Source organism: Streptomyces sp. NPDC102283, from assembly GCF_044766265.1.
Classification (GTDB): domain Bacteria; phylum Actinomycetota; class Actinomycetes; order Streptomycetales; family Streptomycetaceae; genus Streptomyces.
On record NZ_JBIWLQ010000001.1, the window covers coordinates 692,762 to 715,490 of the forward strand.

At 72.5% G+C, this 22,729-nt stretch carries 20 protein-coding genes; 10 read left to right on the forward strand and 10 right to left on the reverse strand.

The genetic code is table 11. The features are described 5' to 3' along the window. Positions 1 to 162: 162 nt before the first annotated feature. A complete protein-coding gene (locus tag ACIRJT_RS03405; protein WP_403903816.1) occupies positions 163 to 2,013 on the forward strand; it encodes a phosphoenolpyruvate carboxykinase (GTP) in 1,851 nt (616 codons plus the stop codon). A 157-nt stretch (positions 2,014 to 2,170) separates the two neighbouring features. Here ACIRJT_RS03405 and ACIRJT_RS03410 read toward each other — a convergent pair whose 3' ends face one another. The 7 genes from ACIRJT_RS03410 to ACIRJT_RS03440 form a co-directional block, all read right to left on the reverse strand. Continuing rightward, positions 2,171 to 2,857 carry a hypothetical protein gene (locus tag ACIRJT_RS03410; RefSeq protein WP_403903819.1) on the reverse strand — a complete coding sequence of 229 codons (687 nt, stop codon included), beginning with the start codon at positions 2,855 to 2,857 and terminating at the stop codon, positions 2,171 to 2,173. After that, positions 2,844 to 4,475 carry a substrate-binding domain-containing protein gene (locus tag ACIRJT_RS03415; protein WP_403903822.1) on the reverse strand — a complete coding sequence of 544 codons (1,632 nt, stop codon included), beginning with the start codon at positions 4,473 to 4,475 and terminating at the stop codon, positions 2,844 to 2,846. The genes ACIRJT_RS03410 and ACIRJT_RS03415 overlap by 14 nt, the downstream gene beginning before the upstream one ends. A 233-nt stretch (positions 4,476 to 4,708) precedes the next feature. Beyond that, a complete protein-coding gene (locus ACIRJT_RS03420) occupies positions 4,709 to 5,965 on the reverse strand; it encodes a toxic anion resistance protein (RefSeq protein ID WP_403903824.1) in 1,257 nt (418 codons plus the stop codon). A 109-nt stretch (positions 5,966 to 6,074) separates the two neighbouring features. Further along, the gene (locus tag ACIRJT_RS03425) at positions 6,075 to 7,202 is read right to left on the reverse strand and encodes a hypothetical protein (protein WP_403903827.1); all 1,128 of its coding nucleotides are present in this window, start codon (positions 7,200 to 7,202) and stop codon (positions 6,075 to 6,077) included. Positions 7,203 to 7,322: 120 nt separating this feature from the next. Beyond that, on the reverse strand, positions 7,323 to 7,721 hold the full coding sequence (locus ACIRJT_RS03430) for a hypothetical protein (RefSeq protein WP_403903829.1): 399 nt from the start codon (positions 7,719 to 7,721) through the stop codon (positions 7,323 to 7,325). A 102-nt stretch (positions 7,722 to 7,823) separates the two neighbouring features. Further along, positions 7,824 to 9,035, reverse strand: a complete 1,212-nt coding sequence (locus ACIRJT_RS03435; RefSeq protein WP_403903832.1) for a pyridoxal phosphate-dependent aminotransferase — start codon at positions 9,033 to 9,035, stop codon at positions 7,824 to 7,826. 236 nt (positions 9,036 to 9,271) lie between these two features. After that, positions 9,272 to 10,084 (reverse strand): arylamine N-acetyltransferase, encoded by an 813-nt coding sequence (locus tag ACIRJT_RS03440; RefSeq protein WP_403903835.1) that lies wholly within the window; start codon positions 10,082 to 10,084, stop codon positions 9,272 to 9,274. Between the two features lie 161 nt (positions 10,085 to 10,245). On the opposite strand from ACIRJT_RS03440, the gene ACIRJT_RS03445 reads away from it, so the two are divergent. The 3 genes from ACIRJT_RS03445 to ACIRJT_RS03455 all read left to right on the forward strand — a co-directional run bounded on the left by ACIRJT_RS03445 (position 10,246) and on the right by ACIRJT_RS03455 (position 12,181). Next, on the forward strand, positions 10,246 to 10,575 hold the full coding sequence (locus ACIRJT_RS03445) for a hypothetical protein (protein ID WP_403903837.1): 330 nt from the start codon (positions 10,246 to 10,248) through the stop codon (positions 10,573 to 10,575). Between the two features lie 165 nt (positions 10,576 to 10,740). Next, complete coding sequence (locus tag ACIRJT_RS03450; protein ID WP_403903839.1) at positions 10,741 to 11,181, forward strand: winged helix-turn-helix transcriptional regulator; 441 nt, start codon at positions 10,741 to 10,743, stop codon at positions 11,179 to 11,181. Between the two features lie 139 nt (positions 11,182 to 11,320). Then, positions 11,321 to 12,181, forward strand: coding sequence for a serine protease (locus ACIRJT_RS03455; RefSeq protein WP_403903841.1), 861 nt, complete (start codon positions 11,321 to 11,323; stop codon positions 12,179 to 12,181). 58 nt (positions 12,182 to 12,239) lie between these two features. On the opposite strand, the gene ACIRJT_RS03460 is transcribed toward ACIRJT_RS03455, so the two are convergent. Next, positions 12,240 to 13,079, reverse strand: a complete 840-nt coding sequence (locus ACIRJT_RS03460) for a TetR/AcrR family transcriptional regulator (RefSeq protein ID WP_403903843.1) — start codon at positions 13,077 to 13,079, stop codon at positions 12,240 to 12,242. Between the two features lie 85 nt (positions 13,080 to 13,164). Here ACIRJT_RS03460 and ACIRJT_RS03465 point away from each other — a divergent pair, with 85 nt between their 5' ends. Beyond that, on the forward strand, positions 13,165 to 14,013 hold the full coding sequence (locus ACIRJT_RS03465; protein ID WP_403903846.1) for a siderophore-interacting protein: 849 nt from the start codon (positions 13,165 to 13,167) through the stop codon (positions 14,011 to 14,013). A gap of 7 nt (positions 14,014 to 14,020) precedes the next feature. Here ACIRJT_RS03465 and ACIRJT_RS03470 read toward each other — a convergent pair whose 3' ends face one another. Further along, complete coding sequence (locus ACIRJT_RS03470; RefSeq protein ID WP_403903849.1) at positions 14,021 to 15,652, reverse strand: amidohydrolase family protein; 1,632 nt, start codon at positions 15,650 to 15,652, stop codon at positions 14,021 to 14,023. Positions 15,653 to 15,690: 38 nt separating this feature from the next. Next, complete coding sequence (locus ACIRJT_RS03475; protein ID WP_403903851.1) at positions 15,691 to 17,028, reverse strand: alanine racemase; 1,338 nt, start codon at positions 17,026 to 17,028, stop codon at positions 15,691 to 15,693. Between the two features lie 133 nt (positions 17,029 to 17,161). On the opposite strand from ACIRJT_RS03475, the gene ACIRJT_RS03480 reads away from it, so the two are divergent. From ACIRJT_RS03480 to ACIRJT_RS03500, 5 genes are all read left to right on the forward strand, one after another. Next, on the forward strand, positions 17,162 to 18,328 hold the full coding sequence (locus tag ACIRJT_RS03480; protein ID WP_403903854.1) for a sugar kinase: 1,167 nt from the start codon (positions 17,162 to 17,164) through the stop codon (positions 18,326 to 18,328). Beyond that, positions 18,325 to 19,083 carry an IclR family transcriptional regulator gene (locus tag ACIRJT_RS03485; RefSeq protein ID WP_371625586.1) on the forward strand — a complete coding sequence of 253 codons (759 nt, stop codon included), beginning with the start codon at positions 18,325 to 18,327 and terminating at the stop codon, positions 19,081 to 19,083. The genes ACIRJT_RS03480 and ACIRJT_RS03485 overlap by 4 nt, the downstream gene beginning before the upstream one ends. 6 nt (positions 19,084 to 19,089) lie before the next feature. Beyond that, positions 19,090 to 19,500, forward strand: a complete 411-nt coding sequence (locus ACIRJT_RS03490) for a RidA family protein (protein WP_403903857.1) — start codon at positions 19,090 to 19,092, stop codon at positions 19,498 to 19,500. A gap of 261 nt (positions 19,501 to 19,761) precedes the next feature. After that, the gene (locus tag ACIRJT_RS03495; RefSeq protein WP_403904459.1) at positions 19,762 to 21,237 is read left to right on the forward strand and encodes a GntP family permease; all 1,476 of its coding nucleotides are present in this window, start codon (positions 19,762 to 19,764) and stop codon (positions 21,235 to 21,237) included. 96 nt (positions 21,238 to 21,333) lie between these two features. Further along, positions 21,334 to 22,644, forward strand: coding sequence for an Nramp family divalent metal transporter (locus ACIRJT_RS03500; RefSeq protein WP_403903860.1), 1,311 nt, complete (start codon positions 21,334 to 21,336; stop codon positions 22,642 to 22,644). Positions 22,645 to 22,729: the final 85 nt, after the last annotated feature.

The following is a 22,729-nucleotide window of genomic DNA, read 5'->3' on the forward strand; positions in this document are numbered from 1 at the left end:
TCACGTGTGAGCCCCCCTGGACATATGGGCGGAACGGTCGGATGATCAAATGAGTGCAGTCGGCACCGGATGAGCGCCAGGGGAATTCGAAGGGTACGAAGCATCCGGGTCGCAGCCCCCACGGGGCCTTAAGACAACTGACACCCTCAACTAGGAGCGATCGTGGCGCGCGACATCGCGGCTCCCCTCACTGTCCCCACCCACCACCAGGAGCTGGTCTCCTGGGTCGACGAGATCGCAGCGATCACCCAGCCGGACCGGGTGGTCTGGTGCGACGGCTCCGAGGCCGAGTACGAGCGCCTGTGCGGGGAGCTCGTGGCCAAGGGCACGTTCACCAAGCTGGACGAGATCAAGCGGCCGAACTCGTACTACGCCGCGTCCGACCCGAGCGATGTCGCCCGCGTCGAGGACCGTACGTTCATCTGCTCCAAGGAGGAGAAGGACGCGGGTCCGACCAATCACTGGAAGGACCCCGCCGAGATGCGGGCCATCTTCACCGGGGAAGAGGGAAACAGCTTCACCGGTGTGGACGGTGTGTTCCGTGGGTCCATGCGCGGCCGCACCATGTACGTCGTGCCCTTCTGCATGGGGCCCGTCGGCTCGCCGCTCTCCGCGATCGGCGTCGAGATCACCGACTCCGCGTACGTCGCCGTCTCCATGCGCACCATGACCCGCATGGGCCGGGCCGTCCTGGACGAGCTGGGCACCGACGGCTTCTTCGTGAAGGCCGTCCACACCCTGGGTGCTCCCCTGGAGGAGGGCCAGGAGGACGTCCCGTGGCCCTGCAACACCACCAAGTACATCTCGCACTTCCCCGAGGACCGCGAGATCTGGTCGTACGGCTCCGGCTACGGCGGCAACGCCCTGCTCGGCAAGAAGTGCTACGCGCTGCGCATCGCGTCCGTCATGGCCCGCGACGAGGGCTGGCTCGCCGAGCACATGCTCATCCTCAAGCTCACGCCGCCGCGCGGCGAGTCGAAGTACGTCGCGGCCGCGTTCCCCTCGGCCTGCGGCAAGACCAACCTCGCCATGCTGGAGCCGACGATCCCCGGCTGGACCGTGGAGACCATCGGCGACGACATCGCCTGGATGCGCTTCGGCGAGGACGGCCGCCTCTACGCGATCAACCCCGAGGCCGGCTTCTTCGGCGTCGCGCCCGGCACCGGCGAGCACACCAACGCCAACGCCATGAAGACCATGTGGGGCAACTCCGTCTTCACCAACGTGGCACTCACCGACGACGGCGACGTCTGGTGGGAGGGCATGACCGACGAGGCGCCCGCGCACCTCACCGACTGGAAGGGCAACGACTGGACCCCCGAGTCCGGCACGCCCGCAGCCCACCCCAACGCACGCTTCACCGTCCCCGCCGGACAGTGCCCGACCATCGCGCCCGAGTGGGAGGACCCCAAGGGCGTGCCAATCTCCGCGATCCTCTTCGGCGGCCGCCGCGCCTCCGCCGTCCCGCTGGTCACCGAGTCCTTCGACTGGCAGCACGGCGTCTTCCTCGGAGCCAACGTCGCCTCCGAGAAGACCGCCGCCGCCGAGGGCAAGGTCGGCGAGCTGCGCCGCGACCCGTTCGCCATGCTGCCGTTCTGCGGCTACAACATGGGCGACTACATGAACCACTGGGTCAAGGTGGGCGCCGACAAGGCCGACCAGTCGAAGCTCCCGAAGATCTACTACGTCAACTGGTTCCGCAAGAACGACGCGGGCAAGTTCGTGTGGCCCGGCTTCGGCGAGAACAGCCGCGTCCTGAAGTGGATCGTGGAGCGCCTGGAGGGCAAGGGCGAGGGCGTCGAGTCCCCGATCGGCATCCTGCCGGCCAAGGGCGCGCTCGACACCGAGGGCCTGGACCTCTCCGAGGCCGACCTCGACTTCCTCCTCACCGTCGACAAGGAGGTCTGGCGCGAGGAGGCCGCCCTGGTCCCCGAGCACCTCAACACCTTCGGCGACCACACGCCCAAGGAGCTGTGGGACGAGTACCACGCGCTGGTGAAGCGCCTGGGCTGAGCCCCGCGCTCCCGCCGAACCCCGCGGCCGGGTCCGTCGGACATCCGCCCTGACCTGTGGGGCCGAACGACCCGCCGCGGTACGGGGCCCGTCCTCGCCGACAGCCCCGGAGGGCTCGTCCCCGACCAAGGACACCCTCCCGGCCCCCGGAACCCCCTCATGGTTCCGGGGGCCGCTCCCTCTCCGCGGGAGGCGTGCGCCGCAGGCCGCCCCCACCCCGGTCCTCCAGGTACTTCGTGTGGGACCGCTGGCGCAGCTCCTCCGCCTCCCGCAACCCGTCCACCAACTCCTGCGCCTCCCCGTGCAGCAGCGCCACCTGCCGCTCCAGCTCCTCCTCCGGAGCCCGCGCGCCCGGCGCGAGCCGGGTCCACCACCGGGTCCGCAGATACGCGTCGACGGACTCCGGAACGTCCCGGCGCACCGCCCGCGCCACCACGTGCACGCCCTCCGGATCGTCCGCCAGCGCCTCCGAGGCCCAGCCGGGGGCCAGCAGCCCGTCCAGCAGGCCGGTCAGATCGGTGAGCCGTTCCGTCGCGGCCGCCGGCAGATCCACCCGGTCCAGATACGCCCGCAGGGTCACCAGGTCCGCCCGCAGCTCGTCCAGCCGGGACGACGGGTCCTCGAACGCGGGGGCGGGCGGCCGGGGCGGCGGGGCGAGCAGCGCGCCCGCCCCGTACAGCCCGCCGACCACCACCGGCCAGTACGCCCCGGCGAACCCGGCGAAGGTGAGGGCGAGACCGCCGAGGGCCGCGGCGCCGCCGGTCAGATTCCGGGCCGACTCCAGATAGCCGGCCACCCGGGCCGCCACGGATCTTCCCCCGCTCCGGCTCCTACTGGTAGCCACGGATCTCCTCGAACGCCCCGTCCAGCGAACCGGGACCCTCCTCCTTCGTCCCGTCGAAGAGCCGGCCGCCGGTCAGGGCGGCGATCGAGTCCAGCTCCGAGCGGTCGGAGTCGCCGAACACGATCGGGAAGACCGGGGTGACCTGCCGGGCGGCGGGCAGCGCCCGGTAGAACGCCGCGAACTCCGCCGCCGACCGGCCCGCCGTGTTCTCGCCGTCCGTCATCAGCACGACGGAGGTGAACGCCGACTCGGTGTCCGGGCCGAGGTGGTCGTAGGCCGCGGCGAGCGACGAGTAGATCGCGGTGTCCCCCTCGGCCGTCAGCGCCGCGGTGTCCGCCCGGATCGCCGCGGGGCCCGCCTTCGGGTCCGCCGGGTCGACGGTGTGCGTGCGGACCTGTTTGACGGTGGACCCGAACGGCAGCAGCGTGACCTGTTCGCGCTCCCGGAAGCGGCCCGTCAGCCCGTTCAGCGCGGACTTCAGCTGTGCCAGCCGCCCGCCCTCCATCGACCCGGAGGTGTCCAGCACGTACACGGTCCGCGACGGCCGCCTCAGCCGGTGCTCGTACGAGGCCAGCAGCCCGTCCGCGACGAGACGCGTACCGGGGAAGGGCAGTTCGCGGCGCTGCTCGGGGGAGAGCGGATCGGCGGGGCGCGCGGCGGCGACGACCGGCCGGCGCAGGGTCAGCGCGGTGATCTCCCGCTGCACCCCGGTGGACCGGAAGTGCTCGGTCAGGGAGCGCACGGCGTCCCGGGCGTCGGGCGTGGCCCCGGCGAGGGCGCTCAGCGGGTAGTCGGCGGTCACCACCCCGTCGCGGGGGCGGATCACCGTCAGCCCGGCGCCGGTGTCCCGGTTCAGCGACAGCAGCACCGACTCGTAGTTGATCAGCGCGTCCACCGTGGAGCGGCGGGCGTACGCGGAGGCCAGCCAGCCCGAGGAGCCGGAGGTCAGCCGCTGCCCGGCGAAGAACTCCTTCAGCTTCGGCCCGGCCGCGCGGACGTCCGTGTCGGTGAGCGCGGCCTGCGCGCCGGAGAGCCCGGACGCCACCGAGATCAGTGCGGCGAAACCGGAGTTGGAGCGGCTCGGGTCGGTCATCCCGTACGTCAGGTCCCCGGCCGCGACCGCCCGGTGGACCTGCGCCCAGCTGACCGTCCCGGCATCCCAGCCGAGCCGCCGCACCGCTGCGGGCCGCACCCCGAGGGCGACCGGGGAGGCCATCAGCGGGGTCTCGGAGGCGATCCGGCGGGCGGCCTCCGGGTCGAGGCGCAGATAGTCGTTGGAGGACAGCCACACCGCGTCGAACGCCCCGTCCGCCTTCCCGGACGCCAGGCGCTCCACGGCGTCCAGCGTGCCCGCCCAGGTGGGCCGCACGGTGATCCCGGTCGCCTCGCGTGCCTTCTCCAACAGAGGTTCCATGTCGCTGAGTTCGCTGGATGCCAGCACCCGGACGGTGCCCGTGCGCGGCCGTCCGTCGTCGCCGCCCCGGCCGGTGTCCCGCCCGTCGTCCCGGTCCGTCGTGCAGGCGGCGAGCGGGGCGATCAGGGCCGCGGCCAGCAGCGGGAGGAACGCGCGCCGGAGCCGGCCGGGCGTCGCGCGGGCGTCGGGCCGGGGCCGGTTCACGCGCCCAGGGGGTGTTGCGAAAGCAGCGCCGTCCGCCCGGAGGGCGGGCTCCGCGGCGTCCGGTGCGTGCGATCGTGCGCCGGAGGGTCGCCCCGACACCGGCTGTATCGGGGTGATCCCGACGACGCGGCGAGGGATGGGGCCTCCCCTGCTCGAGCGAAGCCGAGAGCTTGGGGAAGTGCCAGGCGTCGCCGGGCAGGCGGGACTCTCGTGACACGCCTTCGGGCGGCTTCTCATGAGCGGCCCCCTTCCGGGGTGGGGTCGGCGGCCCGACTGCGCTCCAACCGGGCCCCGGCCTGCTGGAGTTCGGCGGTCAGCGATTCCACGGTGGCGGCCATGGCCCCGGTCGCCCGCGCCTTGTACGTGTCGATGGCGTCGAGCGTCGCGTAGATCTGCCCGAACGCGGTGCGCAGGGTCTCGACGCCGACCGCGGGGTCGGCCGCGATGCGCTGGATCTCCCCGCTCTGCGTGGCGAGCATCTCCGCGTTGCCCCGGATCAGGTCCTCGGTGGTCGAGCGCAGTACCTGCACCTGCTCGGTCACCCGGCGCTGGTTCTCCAGCGCCGAGGACAGCATCACCGCGATCCGCAGCGCCGACACGGTGGTGGTGGCCGCCCGGTCGACGCCCTTGATCAGCTCGTCGTTGTTGCGCCGTACGACGTCCATCGCCAGGTACCCCTGGGCGCAGACCGCTATCTGGGTCAGCAGGTCCTGGTGCTTCTGCCGCACGGGGAAGAGGACGTCGGCCCGCAGCGCGTCCGCCCGTACCGGATCGCCCGCCGCCTCGGCCTCCGCGATCCGCCGCTCCACGACGCCGTCGAGGGCCTCGGTGAGCACCGCGTACTCCTGCAGCTTGCCCATGGAGTCCCAGAGACGGTTGCGCTCGGTGTGCAACGCGGCGTTGTCCCGGCGCAGTTCGTCCTGGCCGCTGCGGAGCGAGCCGACGATCCGGTCGAGCGTGCCCTTGGCGGAGGCGTACTTCGCGACGTGGTCGCGCAGCCGGCGCCCGCCCGGCAGCCGGGACAGCAGCCGACGGGCCCCGCGCCCCGGGGTGTCGCGCGGATCGAGGTCCTCCACCGTGCGGCGCAGCTCGACCAGCGAGGACCCCACCCGGGCCGGGGCGCCGCCCTCGCCGGAGGCGAGCGCGCGGACGGTGCGGTCCAGCATCCGGTTGGACTGCTGGGCGGCGCCCCGGATGTCGCCCTGCCCGAGCGCGGCGATCTCGCCCACCCGGGCGCCGAATCCGGGGGAGCGGGCGTCGAGCCCGGCGAGGCCCTCGACGTACTCCTCGGCGCGCCGGACCAGGTCGGCGCGCACGGCCTCCGCGACCGGGACGAGCCCTGCCGCCTGCTCGGCGCGGACGGGGGCGACGGGCGCGGGCGGGGTGAGGACGAGCGGCGTGGGCGGGGCGAGCGGCGTGGTCGGTGGGTCGTACGGCCGACGAGGGTCCTGGGGCGCGGCGCTTCGGGGTGGTCCGGCGTCCTGGGGCATGGTGGCGGTCTCCTGTGCTGCGCGTGCGGGTCCGGGTGCCGATGCCGGGAACAGGCCCGGCCTTTGGGGCCGTGGGAACGAACAGGGCTGAGTGCGGGCCGGGGCGTCGTCAGCCGCGGGCCCGCCGTGCCATCGAGCGCAGCACCTCCGCGGGGGGCACGGGCGCCTGGCGTACGCCGGTCAGCCGCTGGTCGAGGTAGGCGGTGTGGTCGGCGGTCGCGGCGATGAACTCGGCCGCCGCACCCTGGGGCCGGAAGCCGTGCCGTACCGCCAGCTTCCGCAGCCCGGGGTCGGTGGACAGCAGCTCGCCGAGCTCACGGCCGTGGTCGGTCAGCGGTACGAGCGTGTGGTCGCTGGACACCGTGGTGTCCGGGTAGAGCACGACGAGGTCGCCGATCTCCTGTCGCTGACTGCTCATCAGGAGGGAGGCCACCTGTGACTCGTAGACCAGGACGAGGGGGTTGCCCACGCCGCTGATGAAGTCGCGGAACGGCGCGTCACTGCTCGTCTGCTGTGCGCCCTGCACCTGGACGAGCTTGCGCATCAGGGGCGCGGTGCGCTCCACGGCCGTCGCGTCCGTGGCGACCCGGCCGCCGTCGGCGACGTAGGAGGCGGCTGCGAGGTAGAGGGCGCCGGAGTTGGAGGTGGCGGGGTCGGTGCTCGTGATGAACACCGTGCCGCTCAACTCGGCGTGCCCGGAGGCGCCCTTGAGCTGCTGCCAGGTCCGGTCGTCCTCGGCCGCCGCCAGGTAGGGGGCCATGAGCAGCGTCCCCTGCGTGGTGAACTTCGATCCGCCCCGGGCCCGCAGCCGGGCCAGTCCGTTGCCCGCGAGGACCTCGGCCGCGTTGCGGTGGGCGACCACGACGAGCGGCGAGTAGAACGGCCGCAACGGTCCGCCCTGGGCCTCGGACCCCCGGCGCAGCTCATCGGCCGGGGCCTTGGAGCCGGGGAAGGCGAAGTCGTGGCCCTTCAGGGGCAGTCGGTCCATCGCCCAGGACCCGGAGGTCTCCGTCCGGACGCTGAACCCCTTGGCCGCGAGGGCCTTCACGGTGTCGGGGTCGGCGAAGAACTCGGCCTTCTCCGAACCGATCACTCCGCGTACGGTCTTCGCGGCCGTGCCGCTGTCCCCGCTGTCGCGGCCCAGGGCGACGGCGGCTGCCACACCGGCGATCAGCACGACCGCCAGGACGATTCCCACGATGCGTCTCACCCGCGCAGCGTGCTCGCGGAAACCCACATTCCGGGCCGAGTTGGGTGGACGGCAGATGAAGGGGCCATACCGGAACGCAACGGCCCTGGTGGGGAAGGGGCATGGCACCCGGCCCGCGCGGCCTCGACGGCACGCGGGCCGGGGCCGTCAGTGGGCGCCGACCAGGTGCCCGGAGAGGGCGGGGTCGGCGAGGGCCGCCGTGTGGGCGTCCATCTGTTCGGCGGAGAGGATGGCGGCGGTCGTGTCGGCGCGGGACGCGGCCACCAGCAGGGCGCGGCCCGCGAGGGCGTGGGCGCGGCGGTGGAGGTCCGCGGGGGCGGCGTCGGTCAGGCCGGCGTGCCGGGCGGGCGGGGCGCCGCGCAGCCGGGCCACCTGCTCGGCGATACGGTCGCCCGCCGCGGTGAGACCCAGCTCGTCGGTGACCGCGAGGAGGGCGGCCAGGTGCCCGGCGAGCTGGATGTCCAGCTCCTCCTCCCGGCTGCGGTGCGGAAAGTCCGCCTCGTCGGCCGGGGTGTGGACCGAGGGGCTGCGGATCGGCTCGTACATGGATGGCCTCCCGATGGCGCGATGGAACCATCCTACATTGGAATCAGTCTAAAGTTGTGCCCAATCCGGAAGGGTGACGGCCCTACGGCCGTCCGTAACCGGCTAGGGCTGCCCGTAGCCGTCCAGGAAGGTGCCGATCCGGGTCACCGCGTCGGTCAGGTCCTCGACCGTCGGCAGCGTGACGATCCGGAAGTGGTCGGGCTCGGGCCAGTTGAATCCGGTGCCCTGCACGACCATGATCTTCTCGGCCCGCAGCAGGTCCAGCACCATCTGCCGGTCGTCCTTGATCTTGTAGACCTTGGGGTCGAGCCGGGGGAAGAGGTACAGGGCCCCCTTCGGCTTCACGCAGGTCACCCCGGGGATCGAGGTCAGCAGGTCGTACGCCGCGTCCCGCTGCTCCAGGATCCGGCCGCCGGGCAGCACCAGGTCCTGGATCGACTGCCTCCCGCCGAGCGCGGTGGCCACCGCGTGCTGCGAGGGCATGTTGGCGCAGAGCCGCATGTTGGCGAGGATCGTCAGCCCCTCGATGTACGAGGTGGCGTGCGCCTTCGGTCCGCAGACGGCCATCCAGCCGGAGCGGTAGCCGGCCACCCGGTAGTTCTTGGAGAGCCCGTTGAAGGTCAGCACCATGAGGTCCGGGGCCAGCGCCGCCGTCGGGGTGTGGGTCGCGCCGTCGTAGAGGATCCGGTCGTAGATCTCGTCGGAGCAGACGATCAGGTTGTGCCGCCGGGCGATCTCGGTGAGGCCGCGCAGCATCTCGTCGTCGTACACCGCGCCGGTCGGGTTGTTCGGGTTGATGATCACCAGGGCCTTGGTGCGGTCGGTGATCCGCCGCTCGACGTCCGCGAGGTCCGGCATCCAGTCGGCCTGCTCGTCGCACCGGTAGTGCACGGCCGTCCCGCCCGCCAGCGAGACCGAGGCGGTCCACAGCGGATAGTCGGGAGCCGGTACGAGCACCTCGTCGCCGTCGTCCAGCAGCGCCTGCATCGACATCTGGATCAGCTCGGAGACGCCGTTGCCCAGGTAGATGTCCTCGACGTCGAGTTCGATGCCCTTGGTCTGGTAGTGCTGCATCACCGCACGGCGCGCGGACAGCAGGCCCTTCGCGTCGCCGTAACCGTGCGCGCCCGCGACGTTGCGCAGGATGTCCTCGAGGATCTCCGGCGGGCACTCGAACCCGAAGGCGGCGGGGTTGCCCGTGTTCAGCTTGAGGATGCGCTGACCGGCCGCTTCCAGCCGCATCGCCTCCTCCAGCACGGGACCCCGGATCTCGTAACAGACGTTGGAGAGCTTCGTGGACTGGATGACCTGCATGTCCGCGAGCTTACGGCGGCGTTTCGCGAGGTGCGCGGGGATTGCTCCCGGCGTACTCCCTCCGGGGTGCCCGCCCGCCCCGTCCCGTCTTCCATCGCCATGCCCGCCGCCGCCCCGGACCGTGGGATCGCCCGGTCGGGGCGGCGTCGCGGCTTGGAAAGGGGGCGTGGGCGGCCGGAACGGGTGAGATGCGCCACGCGGGGCCCCGTCCTCCTTCCTCCTTCGCCCGGCTTCCGTCACTCCGGGAGCCGGGTGCCCTCCGGGAGCCGGATGTCGAAGTCGTCCGCCAGGACGCGCAGCGCCTCGTCGCCGTCCTTCAGCCGCCGTTCCCGGATCGTGCCGTCGTCGGCCGTCTCCACCAGGTCGAGCCCGGACAGCGCGAGGTGGGAGCCGATCCGGGTGCGCATCGCGTACACCGCCTGCCGGAACGGTGAGCGCGGGTGCGTCGCGATGAACCAGTTGATCACTTCGTAGTCGGGCTTCTCGTTCGGGTCCAGGGTGAACGCGTACTGCGGCTCCCACGCCCCACCCTTCTCCGCCTGGAGCTCCCACAGGGGCAGCGGGCCGTGGTGCGGTGCGTGGACCAGGCGGTGGTGGCGCGGTGCGTCGAGCAGCTCGGCGTCCTCCACCAGCTCGATCGGCTCCAGCAGGGCTCCGACCGTCCCGAATCCGACGTCCGCCAGATACGGGTGCGGCTCGCCCGCCACGTCCACCCGCGTCAGCATGTGCGTACGGGGCCGGATGTCGCCCGGTGCGGCGCCCAGGACCACCCGGGCCGTCAGCGGCGTCACGGAGAAGCCGATCTGCCGCAGCGCGGTGGAGAAGAGGGTGTTGTGCTCGTAGCAGTACCCGCCGCGCCCACCGTGCACGAGCTTCGCCTCCAGGTCGCCGATCGCCAGCGACGGGGCGGAGCCGAGGACGGCTTCCAGGTTCTCGAACGGGATGCCGGTCAGGTGGGCGCGGTGCAGGGACCGCAGCACCTCCAGTGTGGGGCGGGGCTTTCCGGTCCAGCCGATGCGGGCGAGGTACGCGTCGAGGTCAAGAGTCATACACCGACCGTACGCAGTCGGGGTGCGGGCGCGCCTCCGGCTGCGGACCGACGCGCGCGACCGGACGGCCTCGGTCCCGGGACCGATACCGGGGGACGAGGCGGCTCAGATCTTGGCTCAACTCCGGTGAGAGCCGGGCCGGGGCGGGTAGCGGTGATCACATGAGCATGTTCCAAAAGCCCCAGCCCCTCGCCGTACTCGTCGTCCGCGACGCCCCCGATGTCGTCGCCGGGCTCCGGCGCGCGCTGGAGACCGCCACGGATACCGAGCGCCCCGGTCTGGAGCGCGCCCTCGCCCTGGCCGAGGGCTCCGCCGCGCGCCCGGACGCGGAGCTGCGCGGCCGGTGGGTGCGGCAGCGGCTCGCCGCCGCCGGCCACGAGGGGCCGGCGGACTCCGTGGCCGCCATCAAGATCCTGCGCCGCGCCGAGCCCGGTCTGACGCTGCTCCAGGCGGTGACCTACGCGAAGGAGGCCGAGGCGGCGGAAGCCTGAGGCGGAGCGGTCCCGGACGCCCGGTGTGCCGGGCAGGGCGGGCGCGATGCGGCGTTGTCGTCGTACGTGCCGCTTAGGCTGGCCGAAGACGCCGGGGGCGACAAGTGCCTACCAGGGGGTGGGTGGTTGCCTCGCGGTCGGGAACCAGGTGGGGGAGGGCGGACGATGCGGATCGTACGGAAGCCGGGGGCTTTCGTCTGCGGGATCGACGCGGCGATGGACGTGATCGGCGGCAAGTGGAAGGTGCTCATCCTGTGGGCGCTCAACGAGCGGACCCACCGCTTCGGCGAGTTGCGCCGGGCCGTGCCCGGGGTGACCGAGAAGGTGCTCAGCTCGCATCTCAGGGAGTTGGAGGACGACGGCATCGTGCACCGCGAGGTGTACGCCGAGGTGCCGCCGCGCGTGGAGTATTCGCTCACCCCTCTGGGCCTCTCGCTCAACGCCGCGCTGGGGCCGCTGGGGCAGTGGGGGCGTGACCACATCTATCGCGGTGAGGGGGAGGGCGGTGGCGGTGTCGAAGCCGCTGTCGGAGTCGGAGCGGCGTCGGAATCGAGGCTGGTGCCGGGGCAGTCGGTGAGTCGGCTCCCGAGGCCGTGGTGGGGCTGAGGCAGGGCAGGCGTGGTCGCGGCCGGAGCCGCCCCCTGGTGAGGGGACCCCTTGTGATGGCCCGACATCTGCGCGAACATGCGCATGTCAAAAGCCGGAAGATCTCCGGCCTCTGGCATCACTGGAGGGGACCCCCCACATGAACAAGCCTCTCGCCGGTGCGCTTCTCGCTGCCCTGCTCCTGGGAGTGGGTGCCGCGCCCGTCGCCGCAGCCGCGCCCGCACCGCAGGTACAGGAAGCCGCGCCCCAGGCCGGCCCCGCCGCGAAGGCCGTGACCTTCGCCGGGACCGTCGCACTCAGCAACTGCTCGGGCTCCGTCGTCCGCAGTCCCGACGCCGCCCCCACCGACCCCGCCCTCGTGCTCTCCAACGGGCACTGCCTGGAGTCCGGGTTCCCGGGCCCCGGCGAGGTCGTGGTCGACCAGCCGTCCTCCCGGACGTTCACCCTGCTCAACGCCTCGGGCAGCGGAATCGGCACCCTGAGGGCGAGCAAGATCGCGTACGGCACCATGACCGACACCGATCTCTCGCTCTACGAACTCACCAGCACCTACCAGCAGATCGAGGACGGCTACGGCATCCGGGCGCTGGAGCTGGCGACCGCCCGCCCGACGGCGGGCACCGCCATCACGGTGGCCTCCGGCTACTGGAAGCGCACCTACAGCTGCGACATCGACGGCTTCGTCCACCAGCTCAAGGAGGGCCGGTGGACCTGGAAGGACTCGGTCCGCTACACCCCGGAGTGCCGGACCATCGGCGGTACGTCCGGCTCGCCGGTGATCGACGACGCCACCGGCAAGGTGGTCGCCGTCAACAACACCGGCAACGAGAGCGGCCAGGAGTGCACGGACAACAACCCGTGCGAGGTCGACGAGAGCGGCGAGGTGACCGTCCGCGAGGGCATCAACTACGCCCAGCAGACGTACGACATGGTCCCGTGCATCGGAGCCGGCAGCGCGATCGACCTCACCCGTGAGGGCTGCGCGCTGCCCAAGCCGTAGCCGTCAGCCGAAGCGGTAGCCAACGGTGATTCCGGCGCGCGCCGGGCGGTCCCGGCCTCTATCGGGGCCGTCGGGCGCGCGCCGCCTCGATCCCGTCCAGCAGCACCCCGAGTCCCACCCGGAACGTCTCACGGGCCTCCCGCTCCGGATACGACATCGCCTCCACGCCCTCCTCCGTGGCTTCTTCCGCACCCTTTCCCGTGCCCGGGTACGGCTCGACCGGTCCGTCCGCCTCCAGTCGGCTCACGGCGGGGAAGCGCTCCGCGAAGTCGGGGACCAGCTCCATCAGGGCCGCCGAGCGCGCCGCCCACCACTCCTCGTCGGAACTCCCGGTCGCCGTCGCGGCCAGCCGGGCATCGGCCACCGCCTGAGCCGAGCCCCGTAGGTACGGGAACAGGGTCCCCACCAGCCGCCGCAGCGCCCCCGCCTCAAGACCGGTCGCCCGCAACAGGACGACCAGCGTGTCCAGGCCGGCGTACTCGTGCGGCCCCAGCACCGGCCGCACCTGGGAGACCTGGAGCACCCAGGGGTGCCGGACGTAGAACTCCAGGACCTCCCGGGCCCAGGCGGTGAGCGCCGCCCGCCAGTCCGCCGGCTCCGGCCGGGCGGCGGGGAGTTCGGCGTGGACGGCGTCGTACATCAGGTCCAGCAGCTCGCTCTTGCCGGGGACGTAGGTGTAGAGCGCCATCGCCGTGCGCCCGAGCCGGTCGCCGACCGCGCGCATCGACAGGGCCCCCATCCCCTCCTCGTCGGCGAGTGCCACAGCGGCCGTCACGATCGCGTCGACGCTCAGCCGGGGCTTGGGGCCGGGGCCGCCGCGCGTGGGGGGCGGGGTGTCCGCGCGCCACAGGAGGGAGAGGGAACGGCGCGGGTCGCCCTGCCCGGCGAAGACCACCACTTGAAACTCCTTACGGCGTAAAGTAACGTCCGGCGGGTAATCCATTACGCCGTAAGTTATCAGCGTGGGAGAGAGGTCGGGCACGATGAGTCAGGCACTGCCGGTCACCTGTGTGAGGGTCACGGACGTCGAGCGGATCACCCCCCGGACGGCGAGGGTCCGCTTCACCGCCGACGAACTGCCCGGCCTCCTGGAGGACCGGCCCGACCAGCAGCTGAAGCTCTGCCTGCCGCGCCCCGGGCAGACCGGGCCCCGGCTGCCGGAGCAGGAGGCCGACGACCCGTACGGCATGCGCTGGTACGAGGCGTTCCTCGCGATCCCGGAGGCGGAGCGGCCCTGGATGCGCAGCTTCACCGTCCGTTCCTACGACCGCGAACGCAACGAGATGGCCGTGGACTTCGTCCTGCACGGCGACGGCGGCCCCGCCTCCCGCTGGGGTGCGGCGGCCCGGGTCGGCGACGTCCTCGGCATGGTCGGCCCGTCCTCCCTCTACGCCCGGCCGCTGCCCGCCGCGCGGCGGATGCTCCTGGCCGGGGACGAGACGGCGCTCCCGGCGATCGCCACGGTGCTGGAGGCGCTGCCCGCCGGGACCGGGGCCGTGGTGTTCGCCGAAGTGGCACAGGCGGCGGAGGTGCGGGAGCTGCCGGCCGCCGCCGGCGGGTCCGAGGTCCGCTGGGTGCACCGGGACCGGGGCGGCTCGCTGGTGGCGGCGGTGCGGGAGGCCGGACCGGTCCTCGACGGGGTGGACGCGGCCTGGGTGGCGGGCGAGGCCTCCGCCGTCCGGGCGCTCCGCCGTCACCTGGTGGAGGAGTGCCGACTGCCCAGGTCGGCCGTCGAGTTCAGCGGCTACTGGCGGCGCGCCCTCACCCAGGACGACGCCCCCACGAAGGAGGACCTCGCCTGGGCGGCGGAACGCGCTGCGGAAGGTTCGTAGACAGCCTTCAGGCGGCCCCGGCCCCGGCACCCGCTCCGCGGACCGCCCGGCCCGCCAGCACCGAGGTGCGCCTGCCGTCCTCGATGACGAACCGGCCGTCGATCAGCACGTGCGGGATGCCGACCGGCAGCACGCGCGGCTCCTCGAACGTGGAGCCCGCCGCCACGGTCTCCGGGTCGAACAGCACCAGGTCCGCGCGGTACCCCTCGCGCACCAGGCCCCGGTCCGCGAGGCGCAGCCGGGCGGCCGGGCGCGAGGACAGGTGGGCGACGCACTCCTCCAGCGAGAGGATGCCCAACTCCCTCACGTACCGGCCGAGATACTGCGGGAACGTGCCGTATGCCCGGGGGTGCGGCTTGTCGCCCTGGAGGATCCCGTCGCTGCCTCCGGTGTGCACCGGGTGCCGCATGATCTGCTGGACGTTCTCCTCGTGGCCCACGTGCTGGAGGATCGTCGTCCCGAGCCGGTCCTCGGCGAGCAGCCGTCGGGCGGTCACCCAGGGCTCCTCGCCCCGCAGTGCCGCCGACTCCGCCACCGTGCGGCCCACGTACTCGGCCAGGTGCGGTGCGCCGACGCCCGAGATCTCGATGGTGTCCCACTCGATCGGCACGCCGTGGCAGCCGTCCGAGCCCAGCTCCTCCAGGTGGTGCCGGATCCTCTCCGCGCTCTCCGCGTCCGCGAGCCGGGCGAGGATCGCGTCCGGCCCGCCCTCGCTCACCCAACTCGGCAGCATGGCCACCAACGTGGTGCAGCCCGGGGTGTACGGGTAGGTGTCGAGCGAGATGTCGGCCCCGGCGGCGAGCGCCCCGTCGAGCAGGGCGAGGAGGTCCGGCGCCCTGCCCTTGTTCACGCCGAAGTTCATCGTGGCGTGGGCGAGATGGAGCGCGCACCCGGCGTTCCGGGTCAGCTGGACCATCTCCTCGTACGCCTCCAGCGCGCCGGCCCCGTAACTGCGGTGGTGCGGGCAGTAGTAGCCGCCGTGGCGGGCCACCACCCGGCACAGCTCGGTGAGTTCGGCGTCGTCCGCGTATATCCCGGGCGTGTAGGTCAGCCCGGACGACATACCGACCGCGCCTTCCCGCATGCCCTGGTCCACCAGCTCCCTCATCCGGGCCAGCTCGGCGGCGGTGGCGGGCCGGTCGTCCCAGCCCACCGCGTACATCCGGACCGTGCCCTGCGGGATGAGGTAGGCGGCGTTGACCGCGATGCCCTGGCCGCCGAAGTTCCGGTCGAGCCGGTCCAGATAGCCGCCCACGGTGCGCCAGTCGAAGTCGATGTCGCTCCCGTCGCCGTTCCAGCCGGTGATGGAGCGCCGCACCTCGGCGAGGGTGCGGTCGTCGGCCGGGGCGTAGGACAGCCCGTCCTGGCCCAGCACTTCGAGGGTGACGCCCTGCGCGGCCTTCGCGCCGTGGTCGGGGTCGCGCAGCAGCGCCAGGTCGCTGTGGGCGTGCATGTCGATGAAGCCGGGGGCGAGCGCGAGGCCGTCCGCGTCCACGGTCCGGGTGGCGGTGGGGCGGGGGCCGGGGGAGCCCTCGGGGTGGATCTCGGCTATGCGGCCGCCGTCGAGGGCCACGTCGGCGCGGTAGGAGGGCGCGCCGGTGCCGTCGACGACGAGCGCGTCACGCAGGACCAGGTCCATGGGTCGCCTTTCCGATCGGGTGGTGGTGCCTGCGGGCTCTAGAAGAACGTGCGGATGTAGTCGGTGACCGTGCCGTCCGCCGTGACCAGCGGGATCAGCTGCCACTTGTCGAAACTGGTGCAGGGGTGCGAGAGGCCCATGCCGACCCAGTCGCCCACCTCCAGCTCCGCGCCCGCCTCGGTGCGCACCCAGGTGTGCTGGTCGGAGAGGCCGGTGACGGTGACCCCGGCGGCGGGCCGGACCGAGCCGTCCCGGCCGGAGCGGACCACCTGCGCCTCGGGCAGGTCGAGGTCGTAGGCCGCGTCCCGCTTGCCCGCGTTCAGGAACGCCTGCTCGCCGGAGGGGCGGGAGACGACCTGCGCCCAGAGGCGGAAGGCGGGCTCCAGCGCACCCTCCTCGGGGACGCGGTTGAACGGGGTGAGGTGCCTGTAGTGCCCGTCGTCGTGCGAGACGTACGCCCCGGAGCGGAGCAACTTCAGCACCGGGACGCTCAGTTCGGGGATCTGGGCGAAGACGTCCGCGACCGCGTCGAACCAGGCGCTGCCGCCCGCGCTGACGACGATCTCCTCGGCGCCGGAGAACCGGCCGGCCGCGTCGAAGTCGGCCGCGAGGGCGACGAGCCGCCGCAGCCACTCCCGTACCCGCTCCGGGTCGGCGTCCGGCACCTCGCCCTCGTATCCGGCGACGCCCACCAGCCGCAGCGAACCGGCCGCCGCCACCGCGTCGGCCACCGCCGCGCAGTCGGCCTCCGTGCGGGCCCCGGTGCGGGCGCCCTCGCCCGCGCCCAGCTCCACGACCACGTCGACCGGGCGGGTGGCGCCCGCCGCGCCCAGGGCCGCCTGCATCAGCTCGACGCCGCGCACGGAGTCGACGTAACAGACGAAGCGGAACTCCGGGTCGGCCGTCATCTCGCCGGCCAGCCAGCGCAGGGCGACGGTGTCGACCAGCTCGTTGGCGAGGAAGATCCGCCCGATGCCGTACGCCCGGTAGACCCGCGCCTGGTGCGGCACGGCGGCGGTGATGCCCCACGCGCCGCGCTCCAGCTGGTCCACGAAGAGCTGCGGGGACATGGACGTCTTGCCGTGCGGGGCGAACGCGAGGCCGTGGCGCTCGGCGTACGTCTCCAGGAGGTCGAGGTTGTGGGCCACGGACTCGGCGGAGAGGGCGAGGACGGGGGTGGTGAACCCGCCGGTGAAGAGGTTGCGCCGCTCGGCGGCCAGGGCCCCGACGGTCAGGCCCTCCGCGTCCGGCGGCAGGGCCTTGAAGCGGTGGTCGACGCGTTCGTCGGCGAGGCCGGACGCCAGGGACGCGGGGGAGGCGCCGGGGACGGAAGGGGCGGGGGCGGCGGTGTGGCCGGTGGGGCGTTCGGCTGCCAAGGGGAGCTCCTCGAAGTTCGTTGCAACATATGCAACACCCATTGCGTATATCGCTCAACGCTGTCTAACATCCGAGCCGATGCCCGGTCAATGGTGACCACCGGCCCGCACGCCGATCAGCGAGGAGCCCTCAGTGTCCGGACCCGCAGCAGGGACGGCCGACGCCGCCACGACCACCGATGTCGTCTGTCTCGGCGAGTCCATGGTGACGTTCCTGCCCTCGCAGCCCGGCCGCCTCGCCGACGTGCCCTCCTTCGGGCGCGGGATCGGCGGCGCCGAGTCCAACGTGGCCTGCGCGCTCGCCGCCGCCGGGCACCGGGCGGCCTGGGTCGGCCGGGTCGGCGCGGACGGCTTCGGCGACCACCTCGTCGAGACGATCGCGTCGTACGGGGTCGACACCTCGGCCGTCCGCCGCGATCCGGTGCGCCCGACCGGCATCTACTTCCGTACGGCCACGGACCGGGGGGCCGGCACCCACGAGGTCGCCTACTACCGGGCCGGGTCCGCCGCCTCCGCGATGTCCCCGGACAACGTGCCGTACGAGGACCTCCTCGCGGGCCGTGTCCTGCACCTGTCCGGGATCACCGCCGCACTGTCCGCCGACTGCCTGGCGCTGCTGCGGGACCTTACGGCCGCGCGGCCGGGGCGCCCGTTGGTGTCGTTCGACGTGAACCACCGGCCGCACCTGTGGCGGGGCGGCGACGCGGACGCGTCCGTGCTGCTGGAGCTGGCCCGCCGCTGCGACCTGGTGTTCGTGGGGGAGGACGAGGCGGAGGAGGCGTGGGGGATCGTCGGCGCCGAGGCGATCCGGGCGGCGCTGCCGGAGCCGGCCGTGGTGGTCGTGAAGCGGGGGAGCGCGGGCGCGACGGTGTTCGCCTCGGGGTCCCGCCCCGGACCCCGCTCCTCGAACGCCGGAGGGGCTGAGAGCGCCGCCGGACCCCGCTCCTCGAACGCCGGAGGGGCTGAGAGCGCCCCCGGAGGGGCTGAGCCCGCCGCCGACACCGTCACCCTCGTTCCCGCCCTGCGCGTCGACGTCGTGGCCGCCGTCGGGGCCGGGGACGCGTTCGCCGCCGGGTTCCTCTCCGCCACCCTGCGCGGGCTGCCCGTGCGGGAGCGGGTCAGGCACGGGCACCTCATGGCCGCCGCCGTCCTCACCGTCCCCGGCGATCTCACCGACCCGCCCGCCCGCGACCACGCCGACCGCCTCGCGGCCCTCGACGACGACGCCTGGGGGAGACTTCGTCTCGGCCCCGGCTGGACCGCAGCCGACCGGGCCCCCGAGGAGGTACGCACACCATGAGCCAGACCGTCGACCGGGCACTCAGCATCCTGCCGCTGCTCGCCCAGGGACCCGCCGACCTCGGGCAGGTCGCCGAGCGGCTCGGCGTCCACAAGTCCACGGCGCTGCGCCTGCTGCGTACGCTCCACGAGCACGGCCTCGTCTACCGCCAGGAGGACCAGCGCTACCGCCTCGGCGCCCGGCTCTTCGCGCTCGCGCAGGAGGCCGTCGAGAACCTCGACGTACGCGAGATCGCCCACTCCCACCTGGTCGCGCTGAACGACCGGTGCGGGCACACCGTCCACCTCGCCGTGTACGAGGAGCAGGAAGTCCTCTATATCGACAAGGTCGAGAGCCGCTACCCGGTCCGGATGTACTCACGGATCGGCAAGCCCGTGGCGATCACCGTCGCGGCCGTGGCCAAGCTGCTGCTGGCCGACCTCACCGAGCCCGAGCGGCGCGTCATCGCCGAGAAGCTCGACTACCCCATGTACACGTCCCGTTCGACGCCCAACGCGGGAGCCTTCCTCAAGGAGCTCTCCGTCGTCCGCGAACAGGGATGGGCCACCGACCTCGGTGGTCACGAGGAGTCCATCAACTGCATCGGCGCCCCCATTCGCGGCGCGGACGGGCGGGTCGTCGCGGCCATGTCGGTGTCCGCGCCCAATGTGGTCGTCACGGCCGAGGAACTCCTTACCCTGCTCCCGCTGGTCCGGCGCACCGCCGAGACCATCAGCCGGGAGTACTCCGGCACCACCCGACCCAAGAAAGCCTGATCAGCCATGACCGAGAAGACCGCCCTCACTCCCTCCACCCACACCACGCCGCCCGCGAAGTTCTCGCACGGCGTGAGGAAGGGGAACATCCTCCAGGTCGCCGGCCAGGTCGGCTTCCTCCCCGCCGTGGCGGGCCAGGCCCCGACGCCCGCCGGTCCCACGCTCCGCGAGCAGACCCTCCAGACCTTCGCCAACGTCAAGGCGATCCTGGAGGAGGGCGGCGCGAGCTGGGACGACGTGATGATGATGCGCGTCTACCTCACGGACGTGGACCACTTCGCGGAGATGAACGAGATCTACAACACGTACTTCGCCGAGCAGAACCTCAAGGAGGCCCCCTCGGCCCGGACGACGGTCTACGTCGGCCTGCCCAAGGGGCTGCTCATCGAGATCGACGCCCTCGCGGTGATCGGCTGACCACCCGGGCCCGCCGACCACCCCGGCCGAGCCGACTTCCCCGGCCGGCCGACGACCCCGGCACGCCGCCCCCGGCACGCCGCCCCCGGTTCGCCGGCTCCGGCCCGCAGCCCGTCGGTCCCGTCCCCCTGATCGCAGGCCCCCGCTGATCGCCTCGCCCCACCCGCAGGACCGCTCCAGCACGCCGTACGGCACGGCGCCCCGCCCCCCGGGGGCGCCGTGCCGCGCTCCCCCCTGCCCTCCAGCACCACCGGAGTCCCCATGCTGCTCGCCGCCACCCCACCGCCGGTCGAGGCACCACCGCGCACCGGTGGCCTGCTCCTCCTGATCGACGGCACCGCCGGTCTGCTGACCGTCGCCGCCCTCGGGATCGCCCTCCTGCTCTTCCTGATCATCAAGATCAGGCTCCAGCCGTTCGTCGCGCTGCTCGCGGTCTCCATAGCCGTCGGCCTCGGTGCCGGGCTCTCGGTCACCGAACTCTTCGGCACCGTGCAGAAGTCCGCCGCCGTCTCGGTCATCGAGTCCGGCATGGGCGGCATCCTCGGCCATGTGGCGATCATCATCGGGCTCGGCACCATGCTCGGCGCGATCCTCGAAGTGTCCGGCGGGGCAGAGGTGTTGAGCACCCGCCTGCTGAACGCCTTCGGCGAGAAGCGCGCCCCGCTCGCCATGGGTATGACAGGCCTCGTCTTCGGGATCCCGGTCTTCTTCGACGTCGGCATCTTCGTCCTCGCGCCGATTGTGTACGCCGCGGCCAAGCGCTCCGGAAAATCGATCCTGCTCTACGCGATGCCGCTGCTGGCGGGCCTGTCCATGACCCACGCCTTCCTGCCGCCGCACCCGGGGCCGGTGGCCGCCGCCGGACTCTTCAACGTCTCGCTCGGCTGGGTCATCCTGATGGGCGTGGTCGTCGGCATCCCGTCGGTCATCGCCGCCTGGGCGTACGCCGCCTGGATCGGGAAGCGGATCTTCGTCGACGTCCCGCAGGACATGGTGGAGGCCGCCGAGGAGGCCAAGGCCGCCGTCGCCGCCGAACAGCGCGCCGCCGGGGTCACCCCGCACGAGAAGCCGGTCCCGCTCGGCACGGTCCTCGCGATCATCGGCACCCCGCTGATCCTGATCCTCGCCGCTACCTTCTCCTCCATCGCCCTGGACCCCTCCACGCTCCGCTCGGTGATCGAGTTCTTCGGCAACCCGTTCGTCGCCCTGACGATCGCCCTGTTCCTCGCGTACTACCTGCTGGGCATCCGGCGCGGCTGGTCCCGCAAGTCCCTGGAATCGGTCTCCACGTCCTCGCTCAAGCCCGTCGGCAACATCCTGCTGGTGGTCGGCGCGGGCGGTATCTTCGGCGCCGTCCTCAAGGGCAGCGGCATCGCCGACGCGCTGGCGGACACCTTCAACGACGTGGGCCTGCCGGTCATCCTGCTCGCGTGGCTGATCTCGGTCGTCCTGCGCGTCGCCCAGGGCTCGGCCACCGTCGCGATCGTCACGACGGCCGGGATCGTGGTCCCGCTGGTCGAGGGCCAGGACCTGTCCCAGGCCCACCTCGCGCTGATCATCATGGCGATCTCGGCGGGCTCGATCTTCGCCTCGCACGTGAACGACGGCGGCTTCTGGATGGTGTCGAAGTACTTCGGCATCAGCGAGCGCGACACCCTGAAGTCCTGGACCGTCCTGGAGACGGTGCTCTCGGTCGCGGGCTTCGTCGTCGCGGCGCTGCTCAGCCTGGTGATCTAGCGAACCGGCACACACGGGAACGGGGAACGTCCCCGTGTGTGCCGGTTCCGTGTGCACCCCTTGTGCTGCCCCGCCGATTGCGCTTCCTTGATCGGCATGGCGGAGACAAGCGCAACCACAGGGACAGGGGAGCCGGCCTCCCGACCACGTAAGTCCAGCTGGAAGTACATCGGCCCCGGCATCGTCGTCGCGGCGACCGGGGTCGGGGCCGGAGACCTGGTCGCGACGCTCATCGCGGGCAGCAAGTTCGGATACACCCTGATGTGGGCTGCGGTGATCGGCTGCGTCGTCAAGATCTCGCTCGCCGAGGCGGCCGGCCGCTGGCATCTGGCGACCGGCCGCACGCTCTTCGACGGCTGGCGCAGCCTGGGCCCCTGGACCACGGTGTACTTCGCTGTCTACGTGGTGCTCTGGGGCTTCATCTACGGGGCGACGGCCATGTCCTCCAGCGCCCTGCCCATCGTGGCGCTGTTCCCCGACGGCCCCGGGCTGAAGTTCTGGGCGATCGTCACCGGACTGATCGGGCTGGCCTTCGTCTGGTTCAACCGGTACGCCGTCTTCGAGAAGGTCATGACGGTCCTGATCGGCATCATGTTCGTGGTGGTCGTGTACGTGGCCGCCCGCGTCGTGCCGGACGTCGGGGCCTCGTTCGCCGGGCTGCTGCCCGTGCTCCCGGACGGCTCGCTCCTCTACACCCTCGGGCTGATCGGCGGCGTCGGCGGCACGATCACCATGGCCGCGTACGGCTACTGGGTCAACGCCAAGGGCTGGAGCAACTCCTCCTGGATGAAGGTGATGCGGCTCGACAACCGGGTCGCCTACATCACCACCGGCGTCTTCGTCGTGGCGATGCTCATCGTCGGCGCCGAGCTGCTGCACGCCTCCCAGGTCGCCCTCACCTCCGGCGACCGGGGTCTGATCGACCTGGGCAAGGTCCTGGAGGACCGCTTCGGCGCGGGCACCGCCAAACTCTTCCTGGTGGGCTTCTTCGCCACGTCGTTCTCGTCGCTGATCGGCGTCTGGCACGGGGTCAGCCTGATGTTCGCCGACTTCGTGGAGCGGTTCCGGGCTCCGGCGGCCGGTGCGGCGAAGACCGAGGAGCACGAGGGGCCGGACGTCGCCGAGCGCCGCCAGCGGTCGCTGCCGTTCCGCGCGTACCTCCTGTGGCTGACCTTCCCGCCGATGACGCTGCTCTGGCTGGACGAGCCCTTCGGCCTGGTCATCGCCTACGGGGTGCTCGGGGCGTTCTTCATGCCGTTCCTCGCCCTGACCCTGCTCTGGCTGCTCAACTCATCCCGCACGCCCGGGGAATGGCGCAACGGATGGGTCAGCAACGGGATGCTCGCCCTGTCCGGGCTGCTGTTCGTCGTGCTGTGCGTCCAGCAGGTGCGCGATCTGCCCTGGTGACCGGGTGACGGGGGCGGCGACGGCCGGTGACCGGGTGCTCGCCGACGTAACGCCGCAGCGCCGCCGGGGGAGCGGCGGCGCTGCA

Excerpts from the sequence above, each read along its gene's own strand:
- ACIRJT_RS03420 (WP_403903824.1), bottom strand. The coding sequence starts at position 5,965 with ATGCCCCAGGACGCCGGACCACCCCGAAGCGCCGCGCCCCAGGACCCT.
- ACIRJT_RS03430 (WP_403903829.1), bottom strand. The coding sequence starts at position 7,721 with ATGTACGAGCCGATCCGCAGCCCCTCGGTCCACACCCCGGCCGACGAG.
- ACIRJT_RS03435 (WP_403903832.1), bottom strand. The coding sequence starts at position 9,035 with ATGCAGGTCATCCAGTCCACGAAGCTCTCCAACGTCTGTTACGAGATC.
- ACIRJT_RS03440 (WP_403903835.1), bottom strand. The coding sequence starts at position 10,084 with ATGACTCTTGACCTCGACGCGTACCTCGCCCGCATCGGCTGGACCGGA.
- ACIRJT_RS03445 (WP_403903837.1), top strand. The coding sequence starts at position 10,246 with ATGAGCATGTTCCAAAAGCCCCAGCCCCTCGCCGTACTCGTCGTCCGC.
- ACIRJT_RS03450 (WP_403903839.1), top strand. The coding sequence starts at position 10,741 with ATGCGGATCGTACGGAAGCCGGGGGCTTTCGTCTGCGGGATCGACGCG.
- ACIRJT_RS03455 (WP_403903841.1), top strand. The coding sequence starts at position 11,321 with ATGAACAAGCCTCTCGCCGGTGCGCTTCTCGCTGCCCTGCTCCTGGGA.
- ACIRJT_RS03465 (WP_403903846.1), top strand. The coding sequence starts at position 13,165 with ATGAGTCAGGCACTGCCGGTCACCTGTGTGAGGGTCACGGACGTCGAG.
- ACIRJT_RS03470 (WP_403903849.1), bottom strand. The coding sequence starts at position 15,652 with ATGGACCTGGTCCTGCGTGACGCGCTCGTCGTCGACGGCACCGGCGCG.
- ACIRJT_RS03485 (WP_371625586.1), top strand. The coding sequence starts at position 18,325 with ATGAGCCAGACCGTCGACCGGGCACTCAGCATCCTGCCGCTGCTCGCC.
- ACIRJT_RS03490 (WP_403903857.1), top strand. The coding sequence starts at position 19,090 with ATGACCGAGAAGACCGCCCTCACTCCCTCCACCCACACCACGCCGCCC.
- ACIRJT_RS03495 (WP_403904459.1), top strand. The coding sequence starts at position 19,762 with ATGCTGCTCGCCGCCACCCCACCGCCGGTCGAGGCACCACCGCGCACC.
- ACIRJT_RS03500 (WP_403903860.1), top strand. The coding sequence starts at position 21,334 with ATGGCGGAGACAAGCGCAACCACAGGGACAGGGGAGCCGGCCTCCCGA.